10 protein-coding genes and 1 pseudogene are annotated in these 20,323 nt (G+C 74.2%); 7 read left to right on the forward strand and 4 right to left on the reverse strand.

Features of this window, described 5'->3' with window-relative positions; genetic code table 11:
- The first annotated feature begins 13 nt into the window (after window positions 1–13).
- The 4 genes and pseudogenes from ACWEFJ_RS22690 to ACWEFJ_RS22705 all read left to right on the forward strand — a co-directional run bounded on the left by ACWEFJ_RS22690 (window position 14) and on the right by ACWEFJ_RS22705 (window position 8,855).
- Window positions 14–6,187: an SDR family NAD(P)-dependent oxidoreductase gene (locus ACWEFJ_RS22690; protein WP_449714968.1), complete on the forward strand. Its 6,174-nt coding sequence runs from the start codon at window positions 14–16 to the stop codon at window positions 6,185–6,187.
- Window positions 6,184–6,879 (forward strand): annotated as a pseudogene (locus ACWEFJ_RS22695) (thioesterase II family protein); the annotation flags it as partial. The gene ACWEFJ_RS22690 and the pseudogene ACWEFJ_RS22695, both read left to right, overlap by 4 nt.
- 60 nt (window positions 6,880–6,939) lie before the next feature.
- Complete coding sequence (locus ACWEFJ_RS22700; protein WP_449714969.1) at window positions 6,940–8,064, forward strand: alpha-hydroxy-acid oxidizing protein; 1,125 nt, start codon at window positions 6,940–6,942, stop codon at window positions 8,062–8,064.
- A gap of 224 nt (window positions 8,065–8,288) precedes the next feature.
- Window positions 8,289–8,855, forward strand: coding sequence for a dihydrofolate reductase family protein (locus ACWEFJ_RS22705; RefSeq protein WP_378097408.1), 567 nt, complete (start codon window positions 8,289–8,291; stop codon window positions 8,853–8,855).
- A 429-nt stretch (window positions 8,856–9,284) separates the two neighbouring features.
- Here the strand turns inward: ACWEFJ_RS22705 and ACWEFJ_RS22710 are convergent, their stop codons facing one another.
- Window positions 9,285–9,482: a hypothetical protein gene (locus tag ACWEFJ_RS22710; RefSeq protein WP_378097405.1), complete on the reverse strand. Its 198-nt coding sequence runs from the start codon at window positions 9,480–9,482 to the stop codon at window positions 9,285–9,287.
- A 525-nt stretch (window positions 9,483–10,007) separates the two neighbouring features.
- On the opposite strand from ACWEFJ_RS22710, the gene ACWEFJ_RS22715 reads away from it, so the two are divergent.
- Window positions 10,008–13,964 (forward strand): Dyp-type peroxidase, encoded by a 3,957-nt coding sequence (locus ACWEFJ_RS22715; protein WP_449714946.1) that lies wholly within the window; start codon window positions 10,008–10,010, stop codon window positions 13,962–13,964.
- Between the two features lie 149 nt (window positions 13,965–14,113).
- Here ACWEFJ_RS22715 and ACWEFJ_RS22720 read toward each other — a convergent pair whose 3' ends face one another.
- Window positions 14,114–14,575: a hypothetical protein gene (locus ACWEFJ_RS22720; protein ID WP_449714947.1), complete on the reverse strand. Its 462-nt coding sequence runs from the start codon at window positions 14,573–14,575 to the stop codon at window positions 14,114–14,116.
- Between the two features lie 229 nt (window positions 14,576–14,804).
- Here ACWEFJ_RS22720 and ACWEFJ_RS22725 point away from each other — a divergent pair, with 229 nt between their 5' ends.
- The gene (locus ACWEFJ_RS22725) at window positions 14,805–17,603 is read left to right on the forward strand and encodes a BTAD domain-containing putative transcriptional regulator (protein WP_449714948.1); all 2,799 of its coding nucleotides are present in this window, start codon (window positions 14,805–14,807) and stop codon (window positions 17,601–17,603) included.
- Between the two features lie 79 nt (window positions 17,604–17,682).
- Here ACWEFJ_RS22725 and ACWEFJ_RS22730 read toward each other — a convergent pair whose 3' ends face one another.
- Together ACWEFJ_RS22730 and ACWEFJ_RS22735 are read right to left on the reverse strand one after the other, a co-directional pair.
- Window positions 17,683–18,126, reverse strand: a complete 444-nt coding sequence (locus ACWEFJ_RS22730) for a hypothetical protein (protein WP_378090153.1) — start codon at window positions 18,124–18,126, stop codon at window positions 17,683–17,685.
- A gap of 209 nt (window positions 18,127–18,335) precedes the next feature.
- Window positions 18,336–19,217 (reverse strand): helix-turn-helix transcriptional regulator, encoded by an 882-nt coding sequence (locus ACWEFJ_RS22735; protein ID WP_378090152.1) that lies wholly within the window; start codon window positions 19,215–19,217, stop codon window positions 18,336–18,338.
- 131 nt (window positions 19,218–19,348) lie between these two features.
- Between ACWEFJ_RS22735 and ACWEFJ_RS22740 the strand changes: the two genes are divergently transcribed.
- On the forward strand, window positions 19,349–20,254 hold the full coding sequence (locus ACWEFJ_RS22740) for an oxidoreductase (RefSeq protein WP_449714949.1): 906 nt from the start codon (window positions 19,349–19,351) through the stop codon (window positions 20,252–20,254).
- Window positions 20,255–20,323: the final 69 nt, after the last annotated feature.

The following is a 20,323-nucleotide window of genomic DNA, read 5'->3' on the forward strand; positions in this document are numbered from 1 at the left end:
CCGGAGAGCTGAGATCCACATGGCTGACGAAGAGGAACTGCGGGCCTACCTGAAGAAGGCCATCGCCGACGCGCAGGGCTACCGCGCGCGGTTGCGCGAGGCCGAGGAGAGGGATCGCGAGCCGATCGCGATCGTCGGGATGGCGTGCCGCTACCCCGGAGGGGTCGCCTCGCCGGAGGACCTGTGGCGGCTGGTCGCCGACGGGGTGGACGCGGTCGGCCCGTTCCCGGACGACCGCGGCTGGGACCTGCCCGCGCTCTACGACCCGGACCCCGACGCCGTCGGCACGTCGTACGCGCGGGAGGGCGGCTTCCTGCACGACGCCGCCCACTTCGACGCCGGGCTGTTCGGCATCTCTCCGCGCGAGGCGCACGCGATCGACCCGCAGCAGCGGCTGCTGCTGGAGGTCGCGTGGGAGACGTTCGAGCGCGCGGGCCTGGACCCCGCGTCGCTGCGGGGCAGCCGCACCGGCGTGTTCGTCGGCGCGATGTACGACGACTACGCGTCCCGGCTCCAGCCCGCGCCCCGCGACTACGAGGGGTACCTGAGCGCCGGCAGCGCGGGCAGCGTCGCCTCCGGGCGGATCGCCTACACCTTCGACCTCAAGGGCCCCGCCGTCACGGTGGACACGGCGTGCTCGTCCTCCCTGGTGGCCCTGCACCTGGCCACGCGGGCGCTGCGGCGCGGCGAGTGCGGCCTGGCGCTCGTCGGCGGCGTGACGGTCATGGCCACGCCCACGTCGTTCATCGAGTTCAGCCGCCAGCGCGGCCTGGCCGCCGACGGCCGCTGCAAGGCGTTCGCCGAGTCCGCCGACGGCACCGGCTGGGCCGAGGGCGCGGGGCTGCTGCTGGTGGAACGCCTGTCCGACGCGCTGCGCAACGGCCACGAGGTGCTGGCCGTCATCCGGGGCTCGGCGGTCAACCAGGACGGCGCGACCAACGGCCTGACCGCGCCGAACGGCCCGGCCCAGGAGCAGTTGATCGAGCAGGCGCTGGCCGACGCGGGGGTGTCCGCCGCGCAGGTCGACGTGGTGGAGGCGCACGGCACCGGCACCCGGCTCGGCGACCCGATCGAGGCGGGCGCGCTGCTGGCCACCTACGGTCGCGCCCACACGGCGCAGCGCCCGCTGCGCCTGGGCTCGCTGAAGTCCAACATCGGGCACACCCAGGCCGCCGCCGGGGTCGGCGGCGTGATCAAGATGGTGCAGGCGCTGCGGCACGGCGTCCTGCCCGCGACCCTGCACGCCGACCGGCCGACGCCGCTGGTGGACTGGTCCGAGGGCACGGTCGCGCTGCTGACCGAGCGCGTCGCGTGGCCCGACCACGGGCAACCGAGGCGGGCGGCGGTGTCGTCGTTCGGCATCAGCGGCACCAACGCCCACGTCATCCTCGAACAGGCGCCCGCGCCCGCCGACGCCGAGCCGTCCGCCCCGCCGTCCGCCCCCGCCGACGCCGAGCCGTCGGCTTCGCTGCCCGTCGTGCCGGTCCTGCTGTCGGCGGGCAGCGCCGAGGCATTGCGGGCCCAGGCGGAACGGCTGCTGGACCACCCGACCGAAGACCTGACGTCGTTGGGCTTCTCCCTCTCGACCACGCGCGGCGGGCTGCGCCACCGCGCGGCGGTGCTCGCGGCCGACCACGCGGGCCTCACGGCGGGCCTGCGGGCCATCGCCGCCGACGAGCCCGCGCCCGACGTGTTCCGCGGCGCGGCCGGCGAGGGCAGGACGGCGTTCCTGTTCGCCGGCCAGGGTTCCCAGCGCCCCGGCATGGGCCGGGAGCTGTACCGGGCGTTCCCCGCCTACGCCGCCGCGTTCGACGAGGTGTGCGACGTCCTGCGCCCGCACCTCGACCGCCCGCTGCGCGACGTGGTCTTCGAGGGGGCCGCGCTGAACCGGACGGAGTGGACGCAGCCGGCGGTGTTCGCCTTCGAGGTCGCGTTGTCCCGGCTGCTGGGGTCGTGGGGCGTGCGGCCCGACGCCGTGCTCGGGCACTCGGTGGGCGCCATCGCCGCCGCCCACGTGGCGGGCATCCTCTCCCTGGACGACGCCGCCGCGCTCGTGGCCGCCCGGGGCCGCGCCATGGGCCGGCTGCCCGAGGGCGGCGCGATGGCGGCGGTGCGGGCGAGCGAGGAGCGGGCCGCCGCCCTCATCGCGGGCCGTGAGGACGTGCTGGCCGTGGCGGCGGTCAACGGGCCGGAGGCGACCGTGCTCTCCGGTGACCGCGACGCGCTCGCCGCCGTCGTCGCCGACTTCCGGGCGGGCGGCGGCACGGCGACGTGGCTGCGGGTCAGCCACGCGTTCCACTCGCCCCTGGTCGACCCGGTGCTCGCCGAACTGCGCGAGGTGGCCTCGCGCATCACTCCCCGCGCACCGCGGCTCACGTTCGTGTCCGACCTGACGGGGGAGCGTGCCGAACCCGGTGACCCGGACTACTGGGTGCGCCACGCCCGCGGCGCCACCCGCTTCCGGGACGGCATGGCCGCCCTGGTCGCCCTGGGCTGCACCCGCTTCCAGGAGGTGGGCCCCGGCGGCGACCTGGCCGCGCCCGCCGCCGAGTGCCTGGCCGCCGCGGGCGCGTCGGGCACCCCGGTGCCGTCCCTGCGCCCCAACCGGCCCGAGGTCGGGACGGTGCTCACCGCGGTGTCCCGGCTGCACGTGGCCGGCCAGGCGGTCGACTGGGCGGCGGTCTTCGCCGGCCGCGGCGCCCGGCGCGTGCCGCTGCCCACGTACGCGTTCCAGCGCGAGCGCTACTGGCTGCCCACGCCGAAGTCGTCCGGGCCCGCCGACGTCCGCGCGGTCGGCCTCACCCCGACCGGGCACCCGCTGCTGGGCGCGCTGGTCGAGCTGCCGGGGTCGGGGGACGTCGTGCTGGCCGGCCGGCTGTCGCTCGCCGAGCACCCGTGGCTGGCCGACCACCGGGTCGCGGGCGCGGTCGTCGTGCCCGGCACGGCCTGGCTGTCGGTGGCCGGCTCGGCGGCCCGGCAGGTGGGCTGCGACCTGGTCGAGGAACTGGTCCTGGAAGCGCCGCTCGTGCTGGACGAGGACGCGGACGTGCAGTTGCGGGTGACCGTGACCGCGTCGCGCGCGTTGACCGTGCACGCCCGCCGCGCGGGCGAAGCGGAGTGGACCCGGCACGCCACCGGCGCGCTCGCGACCGGGCCCGCCGAACCGCCCGCCGACCTGCGCGCCTGGCCGCCGGACGCCGAACCCGTGGCGCTGGACCACCTGTACGCGGACCTGGCCGCGAAGGGGTTGGCCTACGGGCCCGCGTTCCGCGGCGTCCGCGCCGTGTGGCGTCGCGGCCGGGAGGTCTTCGCCGAGGTGACCCTGCCCGCCGACCGCCCGCACGACTACCCGGTGCACCCGGCCCTGCTCGACGCCGCCCTGCACCCGGTCGCGCTGGGCGGGTTGGCAGACGACGACGGCACGCTGCTGCCCTACGCCTGGTCCGGCGCCCGCGTGGCGGCGCCGGCGGGCGAGACCCTGCGCGTCCGCCTGACCCCGGCCGGGCCGCGGGCGATCTCGATCGAGGCGGCGGACGACACCGGGCGCCCGGTCGCCTCCATCCGGTCCCTGGCGCTGCGCCCCATGCCCGGCAGCCGGGCCGACGGCCTGCTCTTCCCGTCCTGGACCGCCCTGCCGGACCTGCCGGCCGCCGCCCCCGGCCGGTGGGCGGTCATCGGGGACGACGGCCTCGCCGCCGCGCTGCGTGCCGCCGGCTGGACCGTGGACGTCCACGCCGACCACTCGACGGTGGCGGACTCCCCGACACCGGACGGCATCCTGCTGGCCTGCCCCGCCGCCGGCCCGGACGCCGTGCGCGAGGCGCTGCACCACGTCCTGCCGGTCGCCCACCTGATCACCTCCGACGACCGGTCGGCGGACGCGCGGCTGGTCGTGCTCACCCGCGGGGCCGTCGCCGTGCACGGCGACCAGCAGCGGGACGGGCTGGCGCACCGGGCCGTCTGGGGTTTCGTGCGGGCGCTACACGCCGAGCACCCCGGTCGGTTCGCCCTGGTGGACGTGGACGACGAACCCGCCTCCCGCCACGCCCTCGCCGCGGCGCTCGCGACGGGGGAACCGCAGCTCGCCCTGCGCGCGGGCACCGCCCACCGGCCGACGCTCACCGCCGCCGAACCCGGCGCGCTGCCGACACCGCCCACCGGGCACTGGCGGCTGGACCACGTCGGCCGGCGGACGTTCGCGGACCTGGCCCTGACGCCGTGGCCGGAGGCCGGCGAACCGCTCGGACCCGGCCGGGTGCGCGTCCGGCTGCGCGCGGCCGGGCTGAACTTCCGGGACGTCCTGCTCGCCCTCGGCGTGATCCCGCCGTCGGTCGACCCGGACGCCACGTCCTCCGGCCACGGCGGCGAGGGGGCCGGCGTGGTGCTGGAGGTCGGCGCGGGCGTCACCGGGCTGCGGCCCGGCGACCGGGTGATGGGCCTGTTCGCGGGCGTCGGCCCGGTCTCGTTCACCGACCACCGGCTGCTGTGCCGGATCCCGGACGGCTGGACGTTCGAGCAGGCCGCCGCGGTGCCCGTGGCCTACCTGACCGCCTATCACGGCCTGGTGGACCTCGGCGGGCTGCGCCGGGGCGAGTCCGTGCTGGTGCACGCCGCGACCGGCGGGGTCGGCACGGCCGCCGTGCAGCTGGCCCGCCACCTCGGCGCCGACGTGTTCGCCACGGCGAGCCCCGGCAAGTGGGACGTGCTGCGCGCCGCCGGGCTGCCCGACGACCACATCGCGTCGTCGCGGGAACCCGGCTTCGAACCGCGCTTCCTCACCGCCACCGGCGGCCGGGGCGTCGACGTGGTGCTCAACTCCCTGGCGGGCGAGCACATCGACGCCTCGCTGCGCCTGCTGCCGCGCGGCGGGCGCTTCCTGGAGATGGGCAAGACCGAGCGCCGCGACCCGGACGCCGTCGCGGCCGCCCACCCCGGCGTGGCGTACCGCGCCTACGACGTGCGCGACCCCGGCCCCGACCGGATCCGCGACGTGCTCGCCACCCTGCTGGACCTGTTCGAGCGGGGCGTCCTGCGGCCGCCGCCCGTGTCCACCTGGGACCTGCGGCGGGCGCCCGACGCCTTCCGCCACCTCGCCGAGGCCCGGCACGTCGGCAAGGTCGTGCTCACCGTCCCGGCCGACGACGTGTGGGACACCGCCCGCGCCGTGCTGATCACCGGCGGCCACGGGCAGCTCGGCCGGCTCGTCGCCCGGCACCTGGTGGCGGAGCACGGGGTGCGGCAGGTGGTGCTGATGGGCCGCCGCCTCCCGGAACCGGGCGACCCGGCGGCGGTGTTCGCGGAGGAGCTGGCCGGGTCCGGCGCGGACGTGCGCACGATCGCCTGCGACGCCGCCGACCGCGACGCCCTGGACGCGGCACTGCGCGACCTGGCCCGTGACGGCGTGCGGATCGGCGGTGTGGTGCACGCGGCGGGCGTGCTGGACGACGGGGTGCTGGCGTCGCTCACGCCGGACAAGCTCGACCGGGCGCTGCGGCCGAAGGTGGACGCGGCGCTCAACCTGGACGCCGCCACCCGGGACCTCGACCTCGACGCGTTCGTCGCCTTCTCCTCGCTGGCGGGCACCCTCGGCACCGCCGGGCAGGCCGGTTACGCGGCCGGCAACGCGTTCCTCGACGGCCTGGTCGAGGCGCGGCGCGCGGCGGGACGACCGGGCGCCTCCGTCGTGTGGGGCCTGTGGCAGGGCGGCATGGCGTCCGACCTGACCGCCGCCGACACCGCGCGGATGGCCCGCACGGGCGTGCTGCCGCTGTCCGACGAGCGCGGCCTGGACCTGCTCGACGCCGCCGTGCGCCGCAACGCGCCGGTGGCCGTGGCCGCCGAGTGGGCGCTGGACGGCCTGCGCGACATCCCGCCGCTGCTGCGCGACCTGGTGGCCGCTCCGGCCGCCCCCGCCGCGCCGACCGGGGGACCGACCCTGCTGGACACGGTCCGCCACGAGACCGCGATCGTCCTGGGCCACGCCTCCGGCCAGGCGATCGACCCGCTCGTGCCGTTCGACCGGATCGGCCTCGACTCGCTCGCCGCGGTCGAGCTGCGCAACCGCATCGACGCCGCGACCGGCATCCGCCTGCCCGTCACCTTCATGTACGACTGGCCGACACCGACCCACCTGGGCGAGCACCTGAGCGAGCTGGTCGGCCCCGCACCCGAGGACGTGACCTCATGACCCTGGCCGAGAGCACCCCGGTGCGCGCGCTGCGACCCAGGACCGACCCGACCGTCCGGCTGGCCTGCTTCCCCCACGCGGGCGGAGCCGCGGACGCCTTCACCGCCCTGTCCGCCGCCCTGCCCGAGGACGTCGAACTGCTCGCCTACCAGTACCCCGGCCGCCGCGAGCGCCGGGCCGACCCGGTGGCCGCGGACATCACGACCCTGGCCGGGGAAGCCGCCCGCTTCCTCGCCCCGTACACCGACCGGCCGCTCGCCCTGCTCGGGCACAGCATGGGCGCGCTCGTCGCCTTCGAGACCACGCGGCTGCTGGAACAGCGCGGCACGGTCGCCCGCCTGTACGTCTCCGCCGCCCGGCCGCCCGACGAGGACTGGGCCGAGCCGGACCTCGACACCCTGACCGACGACGACATCGTCACCGAGCTGCGCCGACTGGGCGGCGTGCCCGAACCGCTCCTGCGGGAACCGGACGTGGCCGCCGAGATCATCCGCCTGCTCCGCGCCGACCACCGCGCCCTGCGCCGCTACCACCCCGCTCCGGGCACGGGGGTGCGCGCCCCGATCACCGTGCTGCTCGCCGACGCCGACCCCAAGAACACCGCCGAGCAGACCCGCGGCTGGGCCCGCCACACCACCGGCGGCTGCCACACCGACCTGCTGTCCGGCGGCCACTTCGCCCTCACCGCCCGCGATCCGGCCGTCGGACACCTGATCACCCGCACCCTCACCCCGCCGCCGCCTCCCGCCACCCTGGTGCGGGATATCTACGTGTCCGGCGCCGCGCCCCGCCTCACCACCGACCTGACCGCCCTGGAGGCCGCGGCGAGCACCGCCATGACCCCCACCGCACGCGGCTACGTCGTCGGTGACGCGGGCGTGGGCGACACCGGCCGCGCGAACCGCGAGGCGTTCGCCCGCCACCGCCTGGTACCGCGGATGCTGCGCGGCGCGGCCCGCCGCGACACGACGGTGACCCTGTTCGGACAGCGACTGGCCGTCCCGGTCCTGCTCGCGCCGACCGCCGCGCAAACCGTCGTCCACCCCGACGGCGAACCGGCCACCACCCGCGCCGCCGCGGACGTCGGCGTGCCGTTCGTCCTTTCGACCGGCTCGTCCCACAGCATGGAGGACGTCGCCGCCGAATCCGGCCCGCAACCGCGCTGGTTCCAGCTCTACTGGCCCGCGGACCGCGCCGTCGCCGCCTCCCTGGTCCACCGCGCCGAGCGCAGCGGCTACACGGCGATCGTCCTCACCGTGGACGCCCCGACCTTCGGCTACCGCCCGACCGACCTGGACCAGGGCTACCTGCCGTTCCTGCACCGGGCCGGCATCGCCAACTTCACCAGCGACGCCGTCTTCCGCGCCGCCCTGCCCCCGGACGCGGACGACCGCACGGTCGTCCAGCACTGGGCCCGCGTCTTCGCCAACCCCGCCCTGACGTGGGACGACCTCCCCTGGCTGCGCACCGTGACGTCGCTGCCGATCCTCCTGAAAGGAATCCTGCACCCCGACGACGCCCGGCACGCCCTGGACCTGGGCGTGGCCGACGGCATCATCGTCTCCAACCACGGCGGTCGCCAACTGGACGGGACCGTCGCGGCCCTGGACGTCCTCCCCGCCGTCCGCGCCGCCGTGGGCCCGGACGTCCCCGTCCTCTTCGACTCGGGCGTCCGCACCGGCAGCGACATCCTCAAAGCCCTGGCGCTGGGCGCCGACGCGATCCTCTACGGCCGCCCGTTCCTGTACGGCCTGGCGCTGGACGGGCAACGCGGCGTCACCCACGTCCTGCGCTGCCTGCTGGCCGACCTGGACCTGGCCATGGCGCTCACCGGCTGCCCCACCATCGGCGACATCACCCCGGACCTGCTGGCCTGATGCGGCACGGGTTCACCGGTCGGGCCGACGGCCGCCCGTGACGTCGGCGGCTCGAACCGGTCAACGACCTGCTGCGCACCGCGTCCGGCCGGCCGGTTTCCCTCGCGGTGGCGGTGCGGCGGTGGGGTTCCGCGCGACCTGGGCGGAGCCCGACATCGGCGTTGTCCTGTCGAGCCGGCGTGGCGGTGCGGCGGGTTCCCCGTGCTCCGGCATCCTGTACCGCCATGGGATGGCTGACCTATGGCATGAACGTCTCGGTGGACGGCTACATCGCCGACGCGAACGGCGACCTCGGCTGGAGCACGCCGGACGAGGAGTTGCACCAGTTCTGGAACGACCGCACCGGGCAGGTCGCGCTGTCGCTGTACGGGCGCAGGCTGTACGAGCTGATGGCGGCCCACTGGCCGACCGCCGGCGAGGCGCCCGACGTGTCCCCGGTGGAGGCCGAGTACGCGCGGCTGTGGCTCGCGATGCCGAAAGTGGTCTTCTCCAAGACCCTGGACTCGGTCGGGTGGAACTCCCGGCTGGAACGGGGTGACGTGGTCGAGGCCGCCAAGAGGCTCAAGGCCGAGACCGACGGCCTGATGGAGGTCGGCGGCGCCACGCTCGCCGCGCCCCTGGTCCGAGCCGGTCTGGTGGACGAGTTCCACGTGCTCGTCACACCGGCCGCGATCGGCGGCGGCACGCCGTTCTTCCCCTCGCTGGACAGGTGGCTGACCCTGGAACTGGTGGAGAACCGCGCCTTCCGATCGGGCGCTGTCCTCCTGCGCTACAAGTCCGTCCGCGACTGACGGACACCGGCGACCGACCCCGCCGGGCCCGCACGCGACTGCCACCGCGCGTCCGCCGCTCCCGCGGTGACGCCGGCCGTCATCGGTGCGGGCCTCGGCGGTCGGGTCCATCCAAGACCAAGACGTGTGCACCCGCGGCTCTGGCGCACTTCCGGTGGTGACGGTGAGTGGCCGGTCGGTTCGTGATCCTCTTATGGATGTCGACCCTCTTGCGGGGACGGTATTTCCGACTGCCGGTTCCGGTCGTCGGGTGCATGGCGGAGGGCGTCGGTCGCGGTCCGCATCCGGGTCGTGGTCGTGCCGCCGGCGCTGCGATGACGAAGGCGTCGACAGCCCGAAAGCACCTCCCCGGCAAGCGGATCGATCTCCACCGCAAGGTCGAGGCCGCGACCGGCTACTCCGTCAGCACCGAAAGTGCGCCAGAGCCGATCACGAGGTAGACCCCTCTTCAGGGGCGTCCTCTGCGACCGTGGCACTGCCGTGGACATCGACGCCGATGTCCTTTGTGACTCCGGCGCCGATGTCCTCTGTGACTCCGATGCCGATGTCCTCTGTGCCGACGGTGATGGCGCCCGCGTACTCGTCGTCCTGGCCGCGACTGCGGTGGTAACCCGAACGGTCGGTCATGGCTGCTCACTTCCCGCGCTGGATACGGGACGTCCCTGCCCGACGTGACCGCAGGCATCGCGTCTCGTGTGCCCTTGATACCCGTCCGTCTCCCTGCCGTAGCGCGCGAATCCGAAAACCACTCGAAAGAGACGTCCACACCGTTCGGCGTGGGCCGCCGTCTCCGCTCGGCTCGTCGGGCCGGGCACCGGCGACCGCTCGATGGCCACCCGGATCGGACCGAGGGCACGGACGCGCCGGATTCGACCTCCTCCGCCACCGCATCCTCCTACCCTGACAGATACCGGCGTCACCACCGACTACGGGCCAGAGCCCACCCGCAGGTGTATTCGCGGGCGTTGAAGAGCGGACATCCGGCACGCTCGGTAGCTACGACGGCGACGGCCAACCGGTCTCAGTCCCCGATGGAGTCACAAGAGTGTCCTGTCGGGTCACACACCCTGCGGGAGCCTCGCGAGCACCCCCGTTCCTGCGAGCATCGACCGGTGGTCGGCGCCGGGTCGACCGGGACGGGGACGAAGAGCCTTGACGCTGCAGGAGTCGCGCACCGGGACAACGACGGACCTCGGCACCTCCGAGGCGCCGGACCTGTTCGCCGCCGAGGACGGTCCCGTCGGGCACGACGTGTGGCGGCACGTGCAGCGTGGGCTGATCTACCCGTCGCCGTACGCGGTGTTCGCGACGTTCTGGCGGGCCGGGGACGGTCGGGCGCCGACGCTGCCCCAGCTGTCCGCGGTCCTCGCGGAGTTGCGCCACGAGATCCACGCGGACTTCGGCAGCGCCCACACCACCGTCGTGGCCGGCGTGGGTTTCCGGCTGTGGCACGAGTGGTGCCTCCAGGAGGACATGACGCCGCCCAAGGGGATGGCGCTGCGCTTCCCCACCGGCGAGCGAGGGGTGGACGCGGGATTCGCCCCGTCCAAGGTGTTCGAGCGCTCCAACGGCACCTTCGTGGACTCCGGGGCGGACCTGTGGTTCCACATCAAGTCCGCCAACGAGGACCACTGCCCCGCGGTGTTCGCACGGCTCAGCGCGAAGTTGGCCGCCACCGGCGGCATCGACGCCACCAGGACCGTGAGCCAGCAGGCCGCGACGAAGTCGGTGCGCGAGGACAAGCGCGGCGGCAAGGTCGTGGGCTGCCGGTTCTCCGAGAACCTCAACAACCCCACCAGCCCGGTCAGCTTCCAGAAGCACACCCTCGTCGGCCTGGACGACCCCGACTACCTCGGCGCGTCGTTCGTGCTGGCCCAGCGCTTCACGATCAACTGGTCGAACCTGCTGAACATGAACCCCGACCAGATCGAGGACCTGGTCGGCCGCACCGCCGACGACATCATCATCCCGTCCCGGGACGACCGCAGCCACATCAGCCGCTCGCGGGCGCAGGACGAGGCGGGCGACACCACCCCGTTGTTGCGGCTGAGCCTCCCCTACGGCACGTCCACCGCCCTGGGCGACGAGGACCTGCTCGCCAAGGGCGCGAGCCGCCGTGACGAGAAGGGCATCTACTTCGCCGGCTACGCGAACTCGGTCGCGGTGCTGGAGAAGATCATGGACCAGCAGATCGGGTCGAACGACGGCTTCATGGCCGACCGGTTGCTGTCCAACGTGCGGTCCGACCTCGGCGGGTTCTACTTCGTCCCGAGCCAGCTCAACCTGCGGCTGGACCCCACCCCGGTGCCGGACCTGGCGCGGTCGTGGGACGACTTCCCCGGCGTGGACTGGGAGAGGTTGGACCGGCACTTCGACCGGCGCTCGCGCAACGGCTACATGTACTACAACCACCACGACTACCTGCACCGCATGTCCACGATCCCGGCCGACCAGCGGGAGCACTGCCGACCGCCCTCGGGCCGGGTGCTGCGGCTGCTGGAGAACATGTTCTCCCGGTGGCAGGACAGCTGGTACTTCGACCGCGCGCAGCAGGAGTTGGAGCACCTGTCGGTCTACCTGGACCGGTACGTCGGGGAGCAGCGGTCCCGCGAAATCATGGCCCTGCCGGTGGTCGAGCGCATGGGCTGGGCCATCAAGATCGGTCTGGGCAAGGTGTTCGCGGGTGACGACTACGGGTTCCGCGGCCGGCGGCACGAGCACGGCAGGACGATCAACGGCGCCGACACCTACCACGTCGAACCGGCCGAGCTGATCGTCGGCGGGATGCCCAACCTGGGGCTGGGCCAGGGCAAGTACGTCATCGACTACACGCGCGAGGACGAGCAGCTGCAGAACTTCTTCCGCGGCCTGAGCGCGGCCTCCGGCGTCGGCCACGTCGTCCCGGACTACCAGCGCCTGCTGGACAAGGGCCTGGACGGGCTGATCTCCGAGGTGAGCGCCAAGCTCGCCGCGACCGGCGACGAGGGCAAGCGGCAGTTCTACCGCGCCATCGTCCTGGCCCTGGAGGGGGTCGGCGACCACTGCCTCGCCTTCGCCGAGCTGGCCGCCCGGCTGGCCCACGACACGCCGCCCTCCCAGCAGGCCGAGCTGGAGAACCTGCTGGCCGTCCACGCCCGGATGCGCAAGCTGGCCCACCAGCCGCCGGACACGCTCCTGGAAGCCGCCCAGCTGATCTTCAGCGTGCACTCGTGCCTGCACCTGGTGGGCGAGCCGACCGCCATCGGCCGCCTGGACCAGCTCCTGGAGCCCTTCCGGCGACAGGACCGCGACCTCGGCCTGATCACCGACGAGCAGGCGCAGGAGATCATCGACTGCCTGTGGGTCAAGCTCGGCGAGAAGGTCCTGTGGAACCGGACGTTCGTGGAGGACCACCAGCCCTACGGCAACATGGCGATGGGCGGCTTCAGCGGCAACTACCCCCAAGGGGCCGCCACCAACCAGTGGGTCCAGCAGATCACCGTCGGCGGAACGCTCGCCGACGACACGCCCGACGAAGGCGCGCCGGCCTACAACGCCACCACGATGTTGTGCCTGCTCGCCGCCCGCCGGCTGCCGCTCAACGCGCCGTGCCTGTCGCTGCGCGTGCGGCCGGACATGCCCCGCGAGTTCGCCGAGGAGGCCGCCCGCGCGCTGCTCAGCGGTGGCGCGCACCCCATCCTGCTCAACGACGCCAAGATCATCCCCGGGCTGGTGCGCAGTGGCGAGCACATCGGCGACGGCGGGCCCGACCCCACCGAGTTCACCCCCGTGCGGGAGAAGGCGGGGGACAGGTGGCGCAGCGAGGTGCCGCTGGAGGTCGCCCGCGACTACGCCTGCGACGGCTGCTACGAACCCCAGTTCGTCGGCAGGAACTGGTTCACGCTCGGCCAGGTCAACATGCTGCACGTGCTGGAGGCCACCCTCAACCAGGGCAAGGCGTGGCTCACCGCCGGACCGATGTACTTCCGCGGCCAGCGGGTGTCGTTCACCTCGGCCAAACCGGTGGAGCTGACCACGTTCGAGCAGGTCGTGGAGCTGTACTTCAAGCACCTGCGGTGGATGTACGCCAAGCAGGTCGACGGCCAGCTGGCGGCGTTCGGCCAGATGAGCGACGTGTGCCCCTCACCGCTGCTGTCCTGCTTCATCGACGACTGCGTCGAGACCGGGCTGGACTACTACGCCGGAGGCGCCCGGTACAACGTCATCGCGCCCGGCCTGATCGCCCTGCCCAACGCCATCAACTCGCTCCTGGCGATCAAGCACCTCGTCTACGACCCCACCACCGCCGCCACCTCGCTGCCCGAATTGGTCGAGGCCCTGATGTGCGACTGGGGCGAGTCCATGGCCGAGCCCTTCGTCAACTCGACGGTGGGCGCCGGCCGCATCGCCGCCCGGGCCGAGCGCTTCCGCGACCTGCGCAAGGCCGCGCTGGCGCTGCCGCGCTACGGCCGAGGGCACGAGTCGGTCGACGACTTCGGCAACCGGTTCCTGCGCCGCGTCTCCGACACCGTGGTCTCGGTCCTCACCGACCCCGCCCCGCCCACCGCCCGCACCCTGGTCAGGCTGGCCAACGACATCGGCACCCCCGACCACCCGTTCGGCGTCCAGCTCCAGCCCGGCGTGGGGACGTTCGAGAACTACCTGGAGTTCGGCGCGGCCAACGGCGCCTCCCCCGAGGGACGACGACGCGGCGAAACCCTGGCCTCCGACCTCAGCCCCACCCCGAGCCCGGTCGACAAGCCCGTCGACCTCCAGGAGCGGGGGATCATCGCCTCGCTGCGGGGCTTCACCGGCGACGGCGCGGAATCACTCTGGGACGCCGCGCCCACCGACTTCAACATCCGCGAGGACTTCCCGCACGCGGCGCTGGTGGAGGTCATCGAGGAGTTCGCCCGCGGCACCGGCTCCAACCTGCTCACCGTCACCTGCGCCGACCCCGCGACCATGGCCGCCGCCCGCCGCGACCCGGAGCAGTACGACCTGCTGCGCGTCCGCATGGGCGGCTGGAGCGAGTACTTCATCACCCTGTTCCCCGACCACCAGCACCAGCACCAGCGCCGCCCGATCAGCACCCCCGACGTCACCCCGATGCCGACGCCCTCGGGGTGACGTCCCGGGCGGTGGCGAGGCGGCCCGACGACGGAGGGCCGCCTCGCCCGGAGGCGTTGCCGCGCGTGACCCGTTCCGGGGCGCGGCGGCGCCGTCCCGGGTTCCGGTGTGCCGCTCGGCGACCGCCCGGTGCTGCCGGCGGCAGCCGGTCACAGCCTCCCCGGTCCCGACCCGCGGCCGAGGCGGCCGAGGAAGCCCAGCACCTTGACCAGGACGACGATGACCAGGATGACGACGGCCACCCGGATCAGGACGTCGACCGGATCGGTGTCCTCGTCCGGGTTCGGGTCGAGTTGGCGGGGGCCGAACTCCTCCAGCAACTCGTCCCTCGTGGCGGACCGGGTGGTGCCGTTGAGGGTGATCGCGACCTGGTCCACCTCCTCCGCGTACGTATGCCAGACGAGGCGGGCTATCTCGACGCCGTTGTCGTCGGCCGCCGGCTTGGTGGCCTCGACCTGCACGAGGTCGTACCCGTTGGTGTTGACGTGGCCGACGCCGATCTCGGTGTAGCCGGCCTCCTGGAGACGTGCTCCCAGCGCTTCCGTCTCCGCGCCCCACGAGCACCCCGCGGCCAGGAGGACGCCGAGCAGCGCGGCGAGCGGCAGCGGCAATCGCGCACGGGCCCGATCCCTTGCGCGGTTCATCCGAACCCCCGTCGAAGCACGGCGGGGAACGGTGACGCCGGACTGCCCTCCGGCGTCGGCCCGCTTCCCCCGCCCGGTTCCCGCCACGTCGCCACCTTGCTCGACCGAACGAACGAAAACCTGCGGGAAACCTGCAACCGCCGGACGCCCCTGCTAGACCGGTACCTGGGGGCCGGTCGTCGAGGGGAGTCCCGTGGTGGCGGTCGAGTTCCGCGTGTTGGGGCCGGTGCGGGCGACCATCGGGGAACGACCGGTCGACCTGGGCCACGCCCGGCAGCGGTGCGTGCTGGCGGTGCTGCTGATCGAGGCCAACCAGTGGCTGTCCGCCGACCAACTGCTCGACCGGGCGTGGGGCGACCGGGTGCCGCACGGTGGCCGGAACACCCTCTACGGCTACCTGTCGCGCCTGCGCCGGGCGCTGCGGGACACCCACGAGGCCCACATCGTGCACCGGGCGAACGGGTACGAGCTGGTCGTGGACGAGGACGCGGTGGACGTGCACCGGTTCCGCCGGCTCGTCGCCCTCGCGCGCGCCGAGACGGACCAGGCGCGGGCACTCGAACTGGCCGAGCGGGCGTCGGCGTTGTGGCGGGGCGAGGCGCTGCTGGGGCTGGACACACCGTGGACCACCACGGTGCGCAACGCGCTGGAGCGGGAGCGGTTCGCCGCCGACACCGACCGCCTGGACCTGGCGCTGCGGCTCGGGCGGCATTCCGCGCTGCTGCCCGAACTCACCGACCGCACCACCGCGCACCCGCTGAACGAGCACGTGACCGCGCAGCTCATGCTCGCGCTCTACCGCGCGGGCCGCCAGGCCGAGGCCCTGGACCAGTACCGGCGCCTGCGCGCCCGGCTGGCCGACGAACTGGGCGCCGAGCCCGGGTCGGAACTGCGGCGGCTCCACCAGCGGATCCTGTCCGCGGACCCCGACCTGACCGCTCCGGAGGAGGACCGGTCACCGGTGACGCCGCGCCAACTGCCCGCCGCTCCCGCGCCGTTCACCGGCCGCGTCCCCGAGTTGGCCGCGCTCGACCGCGCGCTGCTCGGGGCTTCGGGCGACCCGTCCGGGGAGGTGGTGACCGGGACGGTGGCGATCGGTGGTGTGGGCGGGATCGGCAAGACCTGGCTCGCGCTGTCCTGGGCGCACCGCAACCTGCACCGGTTCCCCGACGGGCAACTGTTCGTGGACCTCCAGGGGTTCAGCCCCGCCGGGGACCCGGTCGACCCGGCCGACGCGCTGCGCGGGTTCCTCGCCGCCCTGGGCGTCGCCCCCGACCGCGCCCAGTCGAACCCGGAGGTCCTGTACCGCAGCCTGATGGCCGGGCGACGGGCGCTGGTGGTGCTGGACAACGCGGCCACCGCCGACCAGGTCGTCCCGTTGCTCCCGGGCAGCCCCACCTGCACCGTGCTGGTCACGAGCCGGACCAGCCTGCCGTCGTTGATCGACCGGCACGGCGCGCACCACCTGCCCCTGGGCGTGCTCACCCCCGGCGAATCCCGCGCCCTGCTGACGTCCCGCCTGGGCGCGCACCGCACCGACGCCGAACCCGACGCCGTGGACGAGCTGGTCGGGCTGTGCGGCCGGCACCCCCTGGCCCTGGCGATCACCGCACGGCACGCCGCCACCCGTCCCCGGCTGCCGCTGGCCGAGCTGGCCGCGGAACTGCGCGAACCGGGCCTGGACGCGCTCGACCACGAGACCGACGTCACCGCCAGCCTGCCCGCCGTGCTGTCCTGGTCCCTGCACCGCCTCACCGCACGGCAGCGCATGGTGTTCGTGCTGCTGGGCATCGCGCCCGGCCCGGACATCGACGTGCCCGCCGCCGCCTCCCTCACCGGCCTGACCACGGCCGAGGCACGCCGGGCCCTGCGCGTCCTGGAGGACCACTCGCTGCTCGACCGGCACCCGCACGGCCGCCACGCGATGCACGACCTGGTCCGCGCCTTCGCCGCCTCCGCCGCCGACCAGCTGCCCGAACCGGAGCGGGAGGCCGCGCTGGAGCGGTTGACGGACTTCCACCTGCACACCGCCCACCACGCCGAACGGCTCCTGAACCCCCACCGACCGGAGATCCGGCTCGACCCGCCCGTGCCGGGGTCCCGGCCCCTCCGGCTGCCCGACCGCGCGGCCGCCCTGGCGTGGATGGACGACCACCACCTCCACCTCCTGGCGGTCCAGCACACCGCCGCCACGCGTCGGCGCCACCGGGTCGTGTGGCAGATCGCGTGGAGCCTGGGGACCTTCCACCGCCTGCGCGGGCACGTCCACGACGACCTGGCCGTGTGGCAAGCGGCCGCCGACGCCGCCGCCCACCTGCCCGATCCGGCCGCCCGGATCCTCGCCCACCGCCTGCTCGGCCACGCCCTCGCCGAACTGGAGCGGCACGACCGCGCCATCACCCACCTGCACCGGGCCCTCGCCCTCGCCCGCGAGCACCACGACCTCACCCAGCAGGCCCACACCCAGCACGCCCTCACGTGGGCCTGGGAACAGCACGGGGACGACCACCGGGCCCTGGAGCACGCCCGGCACGCCCTGGACCTCTTCCGCGCCCTCGACCACCCGGTGTGGGAAGCCACCGCGCTCAACATGGTGGGCTGGTACGCCGCCCGGGTGGGCGAGTACGACGACGCCCGCGAGCACTGCCGGGCCGCCCTCGACCTCTACCGCCGCCACGGCGACCCCGACGGCGAGGCGGACACCCTGGACAGCTTCGGCTGGATCGAGCACCACACCGGCCACCACCGCGAGGCCATCGACCACTACCGGCAAGCGCTGGCCCTGTACCGCACGGTCGGCAACACCACCGAGGCCGCCGACACCCTGAACAACCTCGGCCACCCCCACACCGCCCTGGGCGACCACACCCGAGCCCGCGCCGCGTGGCAGGAGGCACTGGACCTCTACCGCCGGCAGGGCCGCCACGCCGACGCCGAGCGCGTCCAAGCGCACCTCGCCGACCTCGACGCGGCGGTCCGCCGGGGGACGACCTGAACCCGTGGTCGTGGCACGACCGGGACGTCCTTCGACCCGCGCACCACCACCTCCCGGCGCCACCCGGGGCCGGAATGGCTCAGTTGAACGGGTTGTCGTAGAACGCGCTGCGCTTGACTGTCTTCACCGTATTGGTCGCGCCGTCGTAGTACAGCCCTTCCAGGGTCAGCCGGACGTTTTGCACGGTGCCACCGTAGGGGAAATCACGGGCGATGGCGCCGGATTGGTAGACGGCGTCATAAGACGAGCCGTTCACCTCGATGTAGACCTTGCTGTCGACGTAGCTCGACTGCCGTTCCACGGTCGCGTCCACCCGGAAGAGCGAGTTGCCGCTGTCGAACCGGATGGTGCCGGTCATGCGCCCCACCAGGGTCTCGGCCCCGGTGGACGAGTAACCGCGGAGCTGGATGCTCACGGGTTGACCGGAATCGAGGGTCGCCTGCGCGGGGACCGCGGCCACCGTGACGGACAACAGCGCGGCACCGAGAACCCCGGCCAGGCGTAACAGCACCTTTGATGTCATGAATGCGCTCCAAGGGCGACGGAAGAGGACTCCGGGCCCTACTTTCGCACGGGAGCGCGCGTTTGGCAGTAAGCCGAACGGACGCGAAGGCGCAGCCGGTGGCGAAACATTTGCGTCGGCGCGATCGGACGAGCGGTGATCAATTCGTGGGCCACGCGGAATGCCCGGCCGTTCAATCGTCGTGGTCAGCCGGTCCGGCCGCCCGGACGTCAGGAGCAGCCCTTCCCGGGAGGCTCCGAGCGGGTCGCGTGCAAGGACGCCAGGAGTCGCAGGCGGTCGGCGTCGGCGCTGCCCGGTTCGGCGGTGAAGACGAGCACGACCGGGCCGGGGCTGCCCGGCAGCGGGTAGGTGTCCCAGTCCAGGGTGATGTCGCCGACCTCGGGAACCCGGAAGGTCTTGGTGCCGCTGACCGACTCGCGCACCTCGTGCCGGGCCCACAGCCGCCGGAACTCGGCGCTGCGGATGCTCAGCTCGCCGACGATCGCGGTGGCGCGCGGGTGGGTGGGGTCGGTGGCGACGGCGGCGCGCATCATGCCGATGTAGTCCAGGGCCTGCCGCTCCCAGTCCGGGCAGCTCCGCTCGCCGGTCAGCGTGTCCTCGAACATCAGCAGGAGCATGTTGAGCCGGTCGGGCGGATAGCCGTCCGGGCTGCCGAGCAGCGCCTCCGCCATCGGGTTCCAGTCGAGCAGGTCGAGGTGCCGGCCCAGGACGACCGCCGGGGTGTCCAGCACCCGCAGCAGGCGCCGCGTGCTGTTCGGCACCCGTTCCGGACCGCGGTCCACCGGCGCGGGCACCGGCCGTCGGGCGGCGTGGGCCAGCGCGAACAGGTGGCGGCGTTCCCGGTCGTCGAGGCCGAGCGCGCCGGCGAGCGCGTGCAGGACGTCGTCGGACGGGCGCACCTCCCGGCCCTGCTCCATCCGCTGGTAGTAGTCGGTGCTCAGCCCGGCCAGCAGGGCCAGCTCCTCGCGGCGCAGCCCGGTGACCTTGCGCCGGCCGCCCGGCTCCAGACCGACGTCGTGCGGGCGCAGCCGGCCGCGCCTGGCGCGCAGGAAGTCCCCGAACTCCCGGGCGTGCGGACGAGGGCTGCTCACGGCGCCAGTGTGCCCCGGCCCCGGCCGGCGAAGGTAGGACTCCCAGACCCGGGCAACCGCGAACCAGCGAGATGTCACGGATCGCTCCTAGCGTCGTCGGTCCGGAGCACCGACACGTCCAGGAGCAGCAGATGACCGAACGGACCGCCGACCACCTCCCCGACCTGCGCGGCCGGGTCGCCGTCGTGACCGGCGCGAACTCGGGCCTCGGCCTGGTCACCGCCACCGAGTTGGCCCGCCGCGGCGCCCGCGTCGTGCTGGCCGTGCGCGACCCGGCCGCCGGCGGGGAGGCCGCCCGCCGGATCGGCGGCGACGTCGAAGTGCGCGAGCTGGACCTGGCGTCGCTCGCCTCCGTGCGGGCGTTCGCGGCGGGGCTGGCCGCCGACCACCCGGTGATCGACCTGCTGGTCAACAACGCCGGTGTGGTGCTGCTCGGACCACGCCGTACCTCCGCCGACGGTTTCGAGTTGCAGCTCGGCACCAACATGCTGGGCCACTTCGCGCTCACCGGCCTGCTGCTCGGCGCCCTGGCCGCGGCGCGGGCGGCCCGGGTGGTCAACCTTAGCTCGATCACCCACAAGACCGCGCACCTGGACTTCGGCGACCTGATGTTCGAGCGCGACTACCGGGCCGCTGCCGCCTACGGCCGGTCCAAGCTCGCCACCACCGTCTTCGGCGTCGAACTGGACCGCCGGCTGCGCGCCGCCGGGTCGCCGATCGCCAGTGTGCTGGCCCACCCCGGCCTCACCCGCACCAACCTGACCCCGCGTGCCTGGGAGCACCGGGGGCGGATCGGCAGGGTGATCGCGCGGCTCGGGCTCCTGGGCACCCAGTCGGTGGAGCAGGGCGCGCAGCCGCAGGTGCGCGCCGCGATCGGACCGGGGGTGCGGGGCGGCCAGTTCTTCGGCCCGTCCAGGCTCTGGGAGACGCGGGGCCCCGTCGCCGAGGCGCGGTTGAGCCGGGAGGCCGCCGATCCGGAGGTCGGCAGGCGACTCTGGTCGGCCGCCGAGGAGCTGACCGGCGTCCGCTACCTCTGAACCCGGCGGTCACCGGTCGACGGGCGGCGACACCGAGGCCGGCGACCGTCTCCCGTGTCGCAGGTGAGC

The organism is Actinosynnema sp. NPDC004786 (genome assembly GCF_053601135.1).

Excerpts from the sequence above, each read along its gene's own strand:
- ACWEFJ_RS22740 (WP_449714949.1), top strand. The coding sequence starts at position 19,349 with ATGACCGAACGGACCGCCGACCACCTCCCCGACCTGCGCGGCCGGGTC.
- ACWEFJ_RS22730 (WP_378090153.1), bottom strand. The coding sequence starts at position 18,126 with ATGACATCAAAGGTGCTGTTACGCCTGGCCGGGGTTCTCGGTGCCGCG.
- ACWEFJ_RS22710 (WP_378097405.1), bottom strand. The coding sequence starts at position 9,482 with ATGACCGACCGTTCGGGTTACCACCGCAGTCGCGGCCAGGACGACGAG.
- ACWEFJ_RS22705 (WP_378097408.1), top strand. The coding sequence starts at position 8,289 with ATGGGATGGCTGACCTATGGCATGAACGTCTCGGTGGACGGCTACATC.